This window comes from Lactiplantibacillus plajomi, assembly GCF_005405405.1.
GTDB lineage: Bacteria > Bacillota > Bacilli > Lactobacillales > Lactobacillaceae > Lactiplantibacillus > Lactiplantibacillus plajomi.
This window is the reverse complement of the sequence record NZ_BJDZ01000009.1, coordinates 37,859-50,779: the sequence shown is the minus strand read 5'-3', so window position 1 is coordinate 50,779 and position 12,921 is coordinate 37,859. Positions and strand designations below refer to the sequence as shown.

Sequence of the window (12,921 nt, the reverse complement as noted above, 5' to 3'; positions counted from 1 at the left end):
TTTCACGTCCCTTGTCACCGGTTTACCGGTGAATTTAATCGTCCGTTTAGATGTACTGAACCACACCAAACACCATCATAATTGTATCAAGAATTCAGGTGAAGTTGTAGTTCGAACCCCGTTTTACCCAAATAGGCAAAAAATGGGTAAAAAAAAGCACCGCGCACACGCAACGGCACTTCCAAATCAACTTAGTTTTCGTCGGTTTCGTCGGGGTCGATCATTAAGTCACCGGCCGCAATTTCTTCCAAAGCCCGACCAATCGTTTTAACGGACTTATAGTCGGTCAACATTGGGGTGGCCCCGGCATCTAATTCGTGGGCCCGTTTGCTGGCCAACATAATCAATGAGTACCGCGAATTAACCTGCTTTAATAAATCATCAACTGATGGATATAAGATCATGATTCCGCATCTCCTAACATTTCTTCATACTCGGGCATGACCCGCTTAACACTGTACCGTTCACTCCGGATAATCGTCTTGATTCGTTCGGCAGCTAACGGCACTTCGTCGTTAACCACCGCGTAATCATAGTTGCGCATCATTTTGATTTCACCGACGGCCTTCGCCATCCGCTTATTAATGACCGCCATGTCGTCAGTGCCACGACCGATGATCCGGTGCTTCAATTCCATTAAATCCGGGGGTGTCAAAAAGATAAACACGCCGTCGGGCATCTTTTCGCGAACCTGCATGGCACCGTTAACTTCGATTTCAAGGAAAACATCCTTACCAGCGGCCAGCGACTGCTTGATATATTTTAAGGGCGTCCCGTAGTAGTTGTCAACATACTTGGCATATTCAAGCATGCCGCCGCTTTTAATTTCATCCTCGAACTCATCTTTGGAGACAAAATAATAGTCCTTCCCATCAACTTCGCCCGGACGCATTTTCCGGGTCGTCATCGAGACTGAATATTGAAAATCGTTATCATCTGAATCAAAAATTTCCTTACGGACAGTACCCTTACCGACACCCGAAGGACCTGATAAGACGATTAACATGCCTTGTTTCGCCATGATCACAAATTCCCCTTATTAAATATGTTTTAAAGTTTATTTTGCACTTTTTATCCCTTGATTGCAAGCTTTATCAAACGATTCTTCCCATTTTGAAGTTCGCATGACCCGATTGTTAAATTTAATGCTTGCATTTCAGAACGCTTGTTCGTATAATGTAGACACAAACAAATGTTCGAGGTGGCTATCATGCAAAATCAACAATCCAATTTAAAACTCATTTCAAAAAATTTACACGCAACCTACCGCCAATTTATGGATGATTTCATTGCCGCCCCGAGCGCTGAGGTGCCGTTGCTACCGGTAATGCCAGCCGCGCAACGGACGCTGTTTTTACAGCAAGCCCTCGAACGGCACTACGCACTGATGTTGCAAATGCAGCCCCAATTATCTGAGCACCACCCGTATAACGTTCACGGCGTACTTAAGGTACTGGCGAGCGGTCAGCTCGTTTTAATCAACCGGCAGCAACACTTGACCCATCTGATTGACGCTGACCAAGTCCGTTACGTCCAGCGCCAGGGACACTAAAACAAAATTAAATCAACTTGCGGTAAAAGATGAAATTGCTGAGAATAACCACCTTGCATATTCTTAGCGGTGTTTTTACCGCAAACAAAAAAGATTGATGTTACAGCAACTCGTTACTTCCCTGAATGAGTACCAGTTGACCTGTAAATCAATCTTTTTATTTACCGTTATTTCTGGGTCGGATCCGCCCGCTTTTCAATCCAGGCGAGCACCGTATCGGAAATAATTGCCATTAGGGCCGTTGGTAACGCCCCGGCAAGGATGATTGCCCCACCGTTCGTGGCGTTCGTCCCACGAATAATGATATCCCCTAAACCACCGGCACCAACGAAGGTCCCAATGGCGGTGATCCCGATAGCTAACACTAGCGCGTTCCGGAGACCGGCCATAATCACTGACAGCGACAGCGGTAATTCCACCATCCGTAAAATCTGCCAGCGGGTCATCCCCATCCCCTTACCAGAATCCAGAATGTCATCACTCACGTTCAACATCCCAGTATAGGTGTTTTTAATAATTGGTAGTAACGCGTACAGAAAGACCGTGACGATAACCGTGTTCACACCGAGTCCCAAACCGATCATGATGATCGATAACATCGCAAGCGACGGCACGGTTTGAATCACGTTAGCAATCGCAATGACGACGCTACTAAGTTTCGTGTGGTGCGCGATAAAAATCCCAATCGGAATCCCGATGATTGCCGCAAAGATGACCCCGTAAATCGACACCAGGAAGTGGCGCATAAATTGGCTCAAAACGTAAGCACCGTTTTGTTGGTAATAATAAACGAGTTGTTCAAACAAGTTCATATTTGCCATTACTTGTCACTCCCTTCAAAGTAGTTGTGTTTTTCAAGGAACTGCTTAGCGACCGTTTCCGGTTCAACTAAGTTATTATCCACTTGATAGTTCAAGTTTTGCATCGTCTTCAAGCTAATCTTGCCATTCAAGCGGTTCAGAATCGACTTCAACTTCGGGTGTTCCTTTAAGGCTTTGTTATTGGCAACCGCACTCGCGTTATATGGTGGGAAGAAGTTCTTGTCATCCTTCAATAGCGTCAAGTCGTAACTACCAATCCGGCCATCGGTTGAGTACCCTAAGATAGCGTCCATCTTACCCGATTCCAGGGCGTCGTAGACTAACCCAATTTGCATCGGATAAGTTTTCCCGAACTTATAACCGTACAATTTTTGGAAGGCGGTATAACCGTCACCCTTCCGTTCAAGCCAGGTTTGATCCAAGCCGACCGCTAACTTCGGTGCGACCTTTTTCATATCACTAACGGTCTTCAAGTGATACTTCTTCGCCGTTTGCTTCGTCACCATAAAAGCGTAGGTGTCGGCAAAGCCGTACGTTGGGAAGTACGTCATGTCATAATCATCATTAAAGGCTTTGTAGACATCCTGGTCGGTTTCTTTGATCTTTGACCGGTCAACCTTTTTACCCATAATGGTCGAGTAGTCGGTCCCGGTAAAGCGGATGGAAGAAATATCGGCCTGGTCGTTCTTCAGGGCGTTAAAACTAACCGTCCCGGAACCCAAGTTGTTGATGATCGTCGTGTTCATGTTGGAATAGTGCTGAATCATATCCTGAATCACGTAAGCCATGATTTGTTGTTCGGTCGTATTTTGGGCCGCAATCCGAACCGTGCCGCTAGAAGTTCCGGATAACCCTGGGAACCCGCAACCGGCAAGTAACGTCCCGCTGACAATGGTCATTAATAGGCCTAACAGCCATTTTTTGAATTTTTTCATTATTTACATCCCCCTTACGCTTGCGTTGTTCGTGGGGTGACAGCGGCTTCCAGTTTACCTAGGAGCCAATCCACGATGAGGGCCAAAATAATGACTGGAATCGAACCACCTAAAATCAAGTCGGTCCGGTACAAATTTAAACCGTTAAAGATGAAGTCCCCTAAGCCACCGGCACCGATGTAGGAAGCTAGCGCCGCCCACGCGATAACGTAAGTTGCGGACAAGCGCACCCCGGACATGATCACCGGTGCAGCCATGGGTACTTCCACTTTAATAATTGACTGCCAACCAGTCATTCCCATCCCTTTTGCAGCATCAATCAGGGCTGGTTCAACGTCTTCCATTCCTAAATAAGTGTTCCGCAAAATTGGTAACAGGGAGTAAATGAATAACGCAATGATTGCTGGAATCGCCCCGATCCCAAAGAATGGAATCATTAAAGCTAATAACGCCATCGCCGGAATGGTTTGCAGCATACTGGCAATTGACATCACCACGTTCGCGATCGGTTTGACCCGCGTTAACAAGATACCAAGCGGGACGGCCACGATGACCCCTAAAAAGAGTGAAAACGCGGAAATATAAAAGTGTTGCCAAGTTTTAAGCAGCAACTGCGCCCCGTAAGTTTGGAAGAAACTCATCATTTAAGATCACCGCCCTTAGTGCTGGTCTTCGCTGCGTCCTCCTCGTGATGAATATTGTTCGAAGCTTCGTCTTCCGCTTCATCGCCCCAAAGTGCGTCATAAACAATGTCCACCAGCGTGGCCCGCGTTACGATTCCGACTAGGCGGTGTTGGTCGTCAACGACCGGAATGTTCTTCAAACCGCGCTTCAAAATACGTTCAACGGTGTCACGAATCAGCGAATTGGATTGAACGTAGAAAATATCCTTCTTCATGATGTCACTGACACTAGTTGCGGAATTAAAGTTATAGTCCACGTCTTCAATGCCGATCACACCCTTTAAAATGCCGGCTTCATCGGTCACTAGCAGACTATCAACCCGCTTGTCATGCATAAGCCGCAGCGCGTCGGTCAAGGACTTACCCGGGGTGGTCGAAATTGGGTCTTTCAACATGACTTGGCCAACGGTCGTAATACTTGGCCGGGCTTGAATCAAGCGGTCCTTCCCAATTAGGTTCTCAACGAATTCGTTAGCCGGGTGGCGTAAAATATCATCCGGCGTGGCAACTTGCATAATCTCGCCGCCGTCCATGATGACGATCTTCGTGGAAAGCTTTAGGGCTTCGTCCATATCGTGGGTTACGAATACGAAGGTCTTACCGAGGCGTTCCTGCAAATCCTTAACTAAGTCTTGTAACGATTCACGGGTAATCGGATCCAAGGCCCCGAACGGTTCGTCCATTAAAACTAAGTCTTGGTCGGCTGCCAGTGCCCGCACAACCCCGATCCGTTGCTGTTGACCACCGGATAACTGGGACGGGTAGCGGTCCAAGTAATCTTCGGGAAGTTCAACCAGTTTAATCATTTCCTTGGCGCGTTCGTCCATCTTATCTTGTGGCCACTTCAGTAAGCGTGGTACCAAGGTGATATTGTCACGGATCGTCATGTGCGGCATCAAGCCGATGTTTTGGATCACGTAACCAATTTTGCGGCGTAACTTAACCGGATCCATTTTGCCAATATCTTCACCATTTAACTTAATGGTCCCCGACGTTTGGCTAAGCATCCGGTTAATCATCCGCATCGTGGTGGTTTTCCCCGAACCAGACGTTCCGATAAAGCAGACAAACTCACCCTTCTCGATATTCAAGTTAAAATCATCAACGGCGACCTTGCCACCGGGATACGTCTTGTTTAAATGCTCCATTGTGAGAAACAAACTCATCACTCCAATCTAAATTCAGCTTATCTAGGGACTGTCTGAAAACTAAAAATTCAGGTATAATCTGAGGAAAAACGAATCGAGGCATTCCGATGACAACACCTAAACGATACGAACTGGAAGATGCTCAGTGGGACCGAATCAAAGGATACTTCCCGCCATACCGGACTGGCCGTCCATCAAGCCTAGACAACCGTACCGCCCTCAACGCTATCCTCTGGCTCATGCGCAGTGGGGCGCCTTGGCGTGATCTACCTGAACGCTATGGCTCTTGGAAAACGGTGTATAGTCGCTTCCGAGCTTGGGTAAGTTCGGGCTTATTCGAACAGGTTTTCCTCGAATTGATTGACGACCCTGATATGGAAAACTTGAGCTTGGATTCAACGATCGTTCGAGCACATCAAAAAGCCACTGGGGCAAAAAAAACGCCGAATGTTTGGTCGAAAATCAAGCTATTGGACTAAGCCGAGGTGGCCGAACAACCAAGATTCACGCACTCGTTGACGGATTAGGGAATCCTCTGGGGTTTCGCCTAACGGGTGGCCAAGTACATGATAGCCAAGTTGCCAGTGAGTTACTGGAAAGCTTCGATATTTCTCAATCAAATATTATTGCGGATAAAGCCTATGGTACCGCGAAACTTCGCCAGTATATTGAAGATAAAGCAGGCGTCTATACCATTCCGCCTAAGGAAAATACCAAACACAAGTGGGCCTGTGATTACCACGTTTATTGTGAGCGCCATTTGATTGAGAACTTCTTCAATCAGTTGAAGAACTTTCGTAGGATTGCAACGCGTTATGATAAGCTTGCTCACGTTTATCTGGCTACGGTCTACATTGCCTCAATTTGCATCTTACTTAAGTAGTTTTCAGACGGACCCTAGTTCACTTAATAAACTGTGCCCTATTAAGCATAACTTACTATGAAAGCAAATTGCAAACAACACGTCACGTAAATCCAGAATTAGGGGCAGTGACATCGGTTACAACCCCTGACCCAATAGCTTTAATTCAATTCTAATCAACTAAATTCAATTAAGTAAAAACTAATCCAAACTGTTAATATTTAGACTAAATCTGCCGGTCAAAAAAGAGGCTGTAACATTAGTCACAACCCCTTGTGTGTCTCCAAATATTGATAGCCAAAACGTGCGCCAAAAGTCAGCTGGCTCCGCTTAACCCCGTAAGCCAAACAATCCAAGCCCAGGATTTTTCGTCTTACGCCGTTCATGCTCACATCTAACCGACTTTTGGCACACTCTCAACGTATCATGATTTGCTCGCCGACTTTTCTTCGGCCGCTAAGCGTAATAATTCCTGGGCGTGTTCCCGTGATAGCTTCGTGACTTTGGTACCCGCCAGCATCCGCGCTAATTCACCGACCCGGTCGTCCGCCGTCAGTTTCGTGACGCTCGTCTTAGTCCGCTTCCCGGTAATTTTCTTGGCAATGAAGTAGTGGTGATCACTCATCGCCGCCACTTGTGGTAAGTGGGTAATGCAGAGGACCTGCGAAAACTTCGCAATACCGTTGATTTTCTCGGCAATTGCCTGGGCGACCCGGCCACTGACCCCCGTATCAACTTCGTCAAAAATAATACTCGTAATGCCCTGCGACTCGGAAAAGATGGTTTTAAGCGCTAGCATCATCCGTGAGAGTTCCCCACCAGACGCAATTTTAGCCAGCGGACGCATCTTTTCACCCGGGTTGGTCTGAATATAAAACTCGACCCGGTCCAGGCCGCTTTGATAAATCTGGCCGTTCGTCGGCTTAAAGCGGACTTCAAAAACCGCCTTATCCATGTAGAGGTCTTTCAGTTCTTGGTGGATCTGGCGTTGCAATAACTTTGCCGCGGTCCGCCGCTTATCCGAAAGCGCCTCGCCGGTTTTCAACAACGCCGCCTTTTGATCAGCGACCCGTTGGGATAGGTCCTCGCTGTTCTCCTCGGAATCGGTCATCTTGGCTAACTCGGTACTAATTTTTTGGTAATAATCTAAAATTTGCTGCTCCGAGTCACCGTATTTACGTTTCAATTGACTTAAAACGTCCAGCCGTTGCTCAATCTCATCGAGGCGGCCCTCATCGAATTCCTGTAAGTCGAGCTGGTTAGAAATTTGACCGGCCGCATCCTGAAGCCCGTAAAACGCGTTTTTAACGCTCATAGTAATCTCGTTAAACGCCGGGTCGAGGTTGGCAATCGGCTCCAACGCGTTCATCGCAGTGCCGACCATGTCAACGGCACCGGTGGTTTCTTCCCCGGCGGCCAACAACGTATAACTATGCTGTAAGGCCTGGTTGATCGTCTGGTAATTATCCAAGCGGTCCCGCTCGGCCGCTAGTTCAGCTTCTTCACCGACTTTAACCTGAGCCGCAGAAATCTCTTCCACTTGGAAGTTAAGCATGTCTAACCGTTGTGCCCATTCCTTCTCGTTGGCGTTCTTTTTCCGTAATTGGGCACTCAACTGCTGATAGCGCTGGTACTGTGCCTGATAACGGCTCTTCAGGCGCTGGATTTTGACAGCCGCAAATTCGTCCAGCAATCCGAGGTGCTTTTCGGGCTGCATCAGCTCCTGGTGCTCATTTTGACCGTGAATATCCACGATGGTCTCACCGATGTGCTTCAGCGTCGTCGTATTGACCAGCATACCGTTGATCCGGCAAGTGTTGCGACCGCTCTTCGCAATTTCCCGTTGTAAAATCACGGTATTATCAGCGTGATCGATCCCGGCATCATCGAGTAACTGCGCGGTGACCCCGTCTGCCGGTAAAATAAACATCCCTTGTAAAACGGCCTTGTCGGCGCCCGTGCGAATAAATTCTTGCGAACCGCGGCCACCAGCTAACAACCCGACGGCGTCAATAATGATTGATTTCCCGGCCCCGGTCTCACCGGTTAGGACCGTCATTCCGTTTTCAAAAGCGATATCCAAATGTTCAATAATCGCAAAGTTTGTAATTGATAATTCCTGTAACACTGCAAAACCCCCGAACCTAAATTCAGAATTGGCTAAAAAAAGCGACCTGACACAAACGTGAACAGGTCGATCGTCACTCAGTTAGTGACCGCTTAACAGGCGTTGAATCTTTTGCTGTAACTCTAACGTCTGGTCTAACGACTTACAAATAATGAGGACCGTCGCGTCATCACTGATCGTGCCAAAAACCTCATCATAGTGCATCGCTTCGACTAACGTTGCTAGTGCCGGGCCGTTACCAGGTAAAACTTTAACCAGTACGAACTTGTCTTGAGTGGCGTACGAAACGTAGGCATCCCTTAACGTTCGCTTCAGCTTCTTTTCGGTATCCATTTGCTTTTGGACTGGCAGACTGTAATGGTAACCACCCGTTGCTGAGGGCACCTTAACGAGCTGCATATCCTTAATATCGCGCGAAATCGTCGCTTGGGTCACGTCAATATCTTCCGCTTGTAATAGGCGGACAAAATCTTCTTGGCGTTCAATTTCGTTGGTACTCAATAACCGTTTAATGTAGCGCTGGCGCTCCTGCTTTTTCACCTGATCACCCCCGGCGTCTTAGTCATATCTATTTAAACACATCATAAGCCATTTTGCATAAATATGAAAGACTGGATTTGAAATCCGTTAGTTATTCAATTGTTCGTACGCCGCTTTTTGCGTTGCTTCGATGGAAACGGTCGGCGCAACCGTTGCGGTTGCCGCCGTTGCTTGCAGGTGAATCAGGAATTCGATGTTGCCTTCGCCACCTTTGATTGGTGAATAATCCAACCCCAGGACGTTATAGCCAGCAGTTGTCGCAAAGTTGACGATATCCGTCAGCACCCCGGTATGCACCGCCGGGTCACGCACGATTCCGTGCTTACCGACGTTTTCCCGGCCAGCTTCAAACTGTGGCTTAATTAGCGCCACCACTTCACCGCCATCCGCTAAAATCGCGTGGAGCGGCGGTAAAATGAGGTGCAAAGAAATAAACGACACGTCAATTGACGCAAAACTCGGTTGGCCGTGTTGAAAATCGGCGGGTTTACTGTAACGAAAATTGGTATGTTCCATCACGACGACCCGTGGATCCGAACGCAGTTTCCAAACGAGCTGATTACTCCCCACATCGAGCGCGTAACTTAACGTCGCGCCGTTTTGGAGCATCACGTCGGTAAAACCACCGGTTGAAGAACCAATGTCTAAAACGGTGCGACCACTCACATCGATGGCAAAACTTTTTAGGGCCTTTTCTAACTTAAGTCCCCCACGCGAAACGTAGGGCATCGGCTTACCTTTTAAGTGGAGTTCAGTTGTCACCGGAATTTTCATTCCCGGCTTATCCAGCCGTTCTTCGTTTACGCCTAAAATTTCACCGGCCATCACGGCACGCTTGGCTTTTTCACGGGTATCAAATAACCCCTGTTGTACTAATAATACGTCAACTCGTTCTTTTTCCATTAATTTTAAGTCCTTTAATCTGTGAAGTACGTTAAAAATGACGCCAGTAGTTCAAAATCACGCTGACTATCCTTTGACGCCCGTTGTAGTGCGCTAGTCGCGGTAGCCAGCGCCGTTTTCAAAGCCGCTTTGGCCCCCGCCAATCCCAGTAACTCGGGATAAGTGTTTTTTTGCTCGTCCGCATCCTTGTGGGTCGCTTTTCCTAACTCAGCGGGCGTACTAGTAACGTCTAAAATATCATCGTAAATTTGAAAGGCTAAGCCAAAGGCATCCGCAAACGCCAGTAGTTCGTGAGCCACCGGATCGGCGACCTGCGCCTGAATGACACCCGCGGCTACCGCGTAATGAATCAGCGCCCCGGTCTTTTCGCGGTGTAACTGACGTAGCGCGGGTAACGCCAATTGATGGCCCGTATTTTTCACGTCGGCAACCTGGCCGGCTACCATGCCGCGTGGGCCGCTCGCCTGTGCCAAGCCCAACGTCAAGTGGGCCACCATCGTTGCGGGTAAGCCACTGTCCGCCAGCCATTGAAAGCTCAATGGTTGGAGGGCATCGCCCGCTAAAATGGCAATGTCCTCACCGAACTTGACGTGACTAGTTGGTTCACCCCGTCGCAGCCGGTCGTTGTCCATTGCCGGTAAGTCATCGTGAATCAACGAGTACGTGTGCATCAGCTCTAACGCCACGCTGGCCCGTAAATTAGCCGCGGTCACCGGCTGGTCAAAGCTGGTTAAGACGGCTAGCGTCAATAACGGCCGCAATCGCTTGCCGCCCGCCAACACCGAGTAGCGGATGGCAGCGGTTAAAATTTCACGGTCACTGCAATCCCGCAAGTTCTCGTCGAGGTAGGTGTTAATCCGTGGTACCCAGGTCGTTTCAAAGCTTTTTAGTAACGTCTCACTCATTTTGGTCATCGCCCGTATCGCGCTCAAACGGAACTTCGTGACCATTTTCATCCATCATCTTGGTCAACGTCTTTTCAGCGCCTTCCAGGGTGCTTTGCAGCTGCTTGCCCAGGGCCACGCCGCGTTGAAATTGGTCTAACGCTTTTTCCAACGGTACGTCCCCCTGTTCAAGTTGGTTCACGATGGTTTCTAATTGGGTTAAATTTTGTTCAAATGTTGGTTGTTCAGCCATTTTGTTTGCCTCCGTCGGTACTCATAATTTCTGCCTGCGCTTCACCGTCCGCCAAATGCACGGCCACGTTCTGATGCGGCTGCAACTGCTTGATTGAATGGACCACCTGCTGCTCAGCCGTCACGAACGCGTAACCCCGGCCCATAATTTTAAGTGGACTAAGTAGGTCCAATGATTGAACTACTTGGGCCAACCGTTGCCGTTTTTGCCGCATCACTAAGTTGGTCCCCCGCTGTAAGCGACTGGTCAAGTTGGTCACCTGAGTTTCAACTTGACGGACCTGGTGAACCGGGTTCCGTTGCATCAAGCGTTGCGTCAAGCGTTGCGCCTGTTGGCTAGCCCGATTGACGTTGGCCACTTCGGCCTGTTTTAGACGTTCATTTAAAAAGTCTAACTTTTGTAAATAACCTTCGTATAAGCGGGTCGGCTGGGTGAAGACGTACGACTGTCGCAGTTTATCCAGTTGCTGGCGGTCGCGGCGCACAAGATTTTGAAACCCGTTTAAGACTCGGGTCTGATCCTGCTTCAATTGTACCAAAACTTCATTATAAACGGGAACCGCTAATTCAGCCGCCGCGGTAGGGGTTGCGGCCCGCACGTCTGCCACCAAGTCCGCAATCGTCGTATCGGTTTCGTGACCGACTGAAGAAATGACTGGTAGCGTACTGGCGGCAATTGCACGAGCAACGACTTCTTCATTGAACGGCCAGAGGTCTTCGATGGAACCACCACCCCGCCCGATAATCAGCGTGTCAAAATTCCCGGTTTGGTTAGCACGCTCAATTTGGCGAGCAATTTCTGGGGCCGCGGCGTCACCTTGGACCTGCGCCGGGAACAAAACGATTTGTGCAATCGGGAACCGACGACGGGTCGTCGTGATAATATCACGGATAACGGCTCCGCTACGACTCGTGACGACGGCGATCCGTTTTGGAAAACGCGGAAGCGGCTTTTTGGGCGCATTAAATAAGCCCTCAGCCGCTAACTTCTTTTTTAACTGTTCATACGCTTGGTAGAGCGCACCGACCCCGTCCGGTTCCATGCGCTCAACGTAAATCTGATACTGACCACTCGGCGCGTACAGACCGATTCGGCCCACCACTAGGACCTTCATGCCCTCTTCGGGTTGAAATTTAACCTTGGCAAAGGCCGACTTAAACATCATCGCCGAAATCTTAGCGCGGTCATCTTTCAAGCTAAAGTACTGGTGACTGTTCGGCCGGGAACGGTAGTTCGAAATTTCGCCGGTCAGGTACACCGTCCCTAGGTAGGGATCAACCTCAAATTTACGTTTGATATATTGTGTCAATGCGGAAACTGTCAAATATTGTTGACTGTCACTCACTTAGCATCACTCCATTTTGCAAGTTCGACCGTCGTTTGCATTAAAGTCGCAATCGTCATCGGACCAACGCCACCGGGAACCGGGGTAATTAAGCCCGCCACGTCCTGTGCCGAATCAAAGTCCACGTCACCGGTCAACTTGCCATTTTCATCGCGATCCATACCAACATCGATCACCGTTGCGCCGGGCTTAATGTCCGCGCCGTTGATCAAGTGGGTAATCCCGGTCGCCACCACTAAAATATCCGCAGTTTTGGCGACCGCCTTTAAATGGCGGGTCCGACTGTGGGCCAACGTTACCGTCGCGTTTGCGTTCGTTAGTAACGCCGCCATGGGTTTACCAACGATCGTGCTGCGACCAATGACGACCGCCGTTTTACCAGCTAGCTCAACGTTATACTCCTTGAGCATCGTCATAATGCCCCGTGGCGTATTCGCAACCGGGTAGTGCCCCGGATAGTTCGTGATCAGCTTACCCACGTTTTCGGGGTGAAAACCATCCACGTCCTTTTTCGGATCAATAGCCCGCGTAATCAGCGGTTCGTTGATCTGCTTCGGCAACGGTGATTGAACTAAAATACCGTGAATCGATCGATCTGCGTTATATTCCGCGATAATTGCTAATAATTCTTCCTGCGTGGTCGTTACTGGCAACTGCCGGACAACCGAATGCATCCCAAGTTTGAGTGCCTTACGGTTCTTATTACGGACATAAATTTGACTAGCCGGGTCTTCCCCAACAATAATCACAGCAATCCCGGGCTGCACACCCTGGGCAACTAATTCAGTAACGGCCTCAGCCGTTTGGTCGTTCACCTTTTTGGCGACCGCCTTACCATCAATAATTTTTGTCAACACGTGCCACACT

The 12,921-nt window shown here is 48.8% G+C and carries 15 protein-coding genes; 2 read left to right on the top strand and 13 right to left on the bottom strand.

Annotation, left to right across the window (positions count from 1 at the left end):
• Window positions 1–191: 191 nt before the first annotated feature.
• Both rpoZ and gmk read right to left on the bottom strand, forming a co-directional pair.
• Window positions 192–404: a DNA-directed RNA polymerase subunit omega gene (gene rpoZ, locus FFM82_RS05360; RefSeq protein ID WP_137644841.1), complete on the bottom strand. Its 213-nt coding sequence runs from the start codon at window positions 402–404 to the stop codon at window positions 192–194.
• A complete protein-coding gene (gene gmk, locus FFM82_RS05355; protein ID WP_137644840.1) occupies window positions 401–1,021 on the bottom strand; it encodes a guanylate kinase in 621 nt (206 codons plus the stop codon). Before gmk ends, rpoZ begins: the two co-directional genes overlap by 4 nt.
• Window positions 1,022–1,210: 189 nt before the next feature.
• Between gmk and FFM82_RS05350 the strand changes: the two genes are divergently transcribed.
• Window positions 1,211–1,552, top strand: a complete 342-nt coding sequence (locus FFM82_RS05350) for a hypothetical protein (RefSeq protein ID WP_174795685.1) — start codon at window positions 1,211–1,213, stop codon at window positions 1,550–1,552.
• 167 nt (window positions 1,553–1,719) lie between these two features.
• On the opposite strand, the gene FFM82_RS05345 is transcribed toward FFM82_RS05350, so the two are convergent.
• From FFM82_RS05345 to FFM82_RS05330, 4 genes are read right to left on the bottom strand one after another with little or no spacing between them, the layout of a single operon-like run.
• Window positions 1,720–2,373 (bottom strand): ABC transporter permease, encoded by a 654-nt coding sequence (locus FFM82_RS05345; RefSeq protein WP_137644838.1) that lies wholly within the window; start codon window positions 2,371–2,373, stop codon window positions 1,720–1,722.
• Complete coding sequence (locus FFM82_RS05340; protein WP_137644837.1) at window positions 2,373–3,308, bottom strand: osmoprotectant ABC transporter substrate-binding protein; 936 nt, start codon at window positions 3,306–3,308, stop codon at window positions 2,373–2,375. Before FFM82_RS05340 ends, FFM82_RS05345 begins: the two co-directional genes overlap by 1 nt.
• A 14-nt stretch (window positions 3,309–3,322) precedes the next feature.
• Entirely contained in the window at window positions 3,323–3,952 is a 630-nt protein-coding gene (locus FFM82_RS05335; RefSeq protein ID WP_137644836.1) for an ABC transporter permease, read from the bottom strand.
• The gene (locus tag FFM82_RS05330; RefSeq protein WP_174795686.1) at window positions 3,949–5,139 is read right to left on the bottom strand and encodes a betaine/proline/choline family ABC transporter ATP-binding protein; all 1,191 of its coding nucleotides are present in this window, start codon (window positions 5,137–5,139) and stop codon (window positions 3,949–3,951) included. The genes FFM82_RS05335 and FFM82_RS05330 overlap by 4 nt, the downstream gene beginning before the upstream one ends.
• 107 nt (window positions 5,140–5,246) lie before the next feature.
• Here FFM82_RS05330 and FFM82_RS05325 point away from each other — a divergent pair.
• Window positions 5,247–6,022, top strand: a protein-coding gene (locus tag FFM82_RS05325; RefSeq protein ID WP_137644834.1) for an IS5-like element ISLpl3 family transposase whose coding sequence is annotated in 2 segments (ribosomal slippage) — window positions 5,247–5,571 and window positions 5,571–6,022 — 777 coding nt in all. Because the reading frame shifts where the segments join, the coding sequence is not laid out codon by codon here.
• A 403-nt stretch (window positions 6,023–6,425) separates the two neighbouring features.
• On the opposite strand, the gene recN is transcribed toward FFM82_RS05325, so the two are convergent.
• The 7 genes from recN to FFM82_RS05290 all read right to left on the bottom strand — a co-directional run bounded on the left by recN (window position 6,426) and on the right by FFM82_RS05290 (window position 12,908).
• Window positions 6,426–8,129 (bottom strand): DNA repair protein RecN, encoded by a 1,704-nt coding sequence (gene recN, locus FFM82_RS05320; protein WP_137644833.1) that lies wholly within the window; start codon window positions 8,127–8,129, stop codon window positions 6,426–6,428.
• A gap of 81 nt (window positions 8,130–8,210) precedes the next feature.
• A complete protein-coding gene (locus tag FFM82_RS05315; RefSeq protein WP_137644832.1) occupies window positions 8,211–8,669 on the bottom strand; it encodes an arginine repressor in 459 nt (152 codons plus the stop codon).
• Between the two features lie 87 nt (window positions 8,670–8,756).
• A complete protein-coding gene (locus FFM82_RS05310) occupies window positions 8,757–9,572 on the bottom strand; it encodes a TlyA family RNA methyltransferase (RefSeq protein WP_137644831.1) in 816 nt (271 codons plus the stop codon).
• Window positions 9,573–9,586: 14 nt separating this feature from the next.
• Window positions 9,587–10,477, bottom strand: a complete 891-nt coding sequence (locus FFM82_RS05305; protein ID WP_137644830.1) for a polyprenyl synthetase family protein — start codon at window positions 10,475–10,477, stop codon at window positions 9,587–9,589.
• A complete protein-coding gene (locus FFM82_RS05300) occupies window positions 10,470–10,709 on the bottom strand; it encodes an exodeoxyribonuclease VII small subunit (RefSeq protein ID WP_137644829.1) in 240 nt (79 codons plus the stop codon). The genes FFM82_RS05305 and FFM82_RS05300 overlap by 8 nt, the downstream gene beginning before the upstream one ends.
• On the bottom strand, window positions 10,702–12,054 hold the full coding sequence (gene xseA / locus FFM82_RS05295; protein ID WP_137644828.1) for an exodeoxyribonuclease VII large subunit: 1,353 nt from the start codon (window positions 12,052–12,054) through the stop codon (window positions 10,702–10,704). Before xseA ends, FFM82_RS05300 begins: the two co-directional genes overlap by 8 nt.
• On the bottom strand, window positions 12,051–12,908 hold the full coding sequence (locus tag FFM82_RS05290) for a bifunctional 5,10-methylenetetrahydrofolate dehydrogenase/5,10-methenyltetrahydrofolate cyclohydrolase (protein ID WP_137644895.1): 858 nt from the start codon (window positions 12,906–12,908) through the stop codon (window positions 12,051–12,053). Before FFM82_RS05290 ends, xseA begins: the two co-directional genes overlap by 4 nt.
• Window positions 12,909–12,921 lie beyond the last annotated feature (13 nt).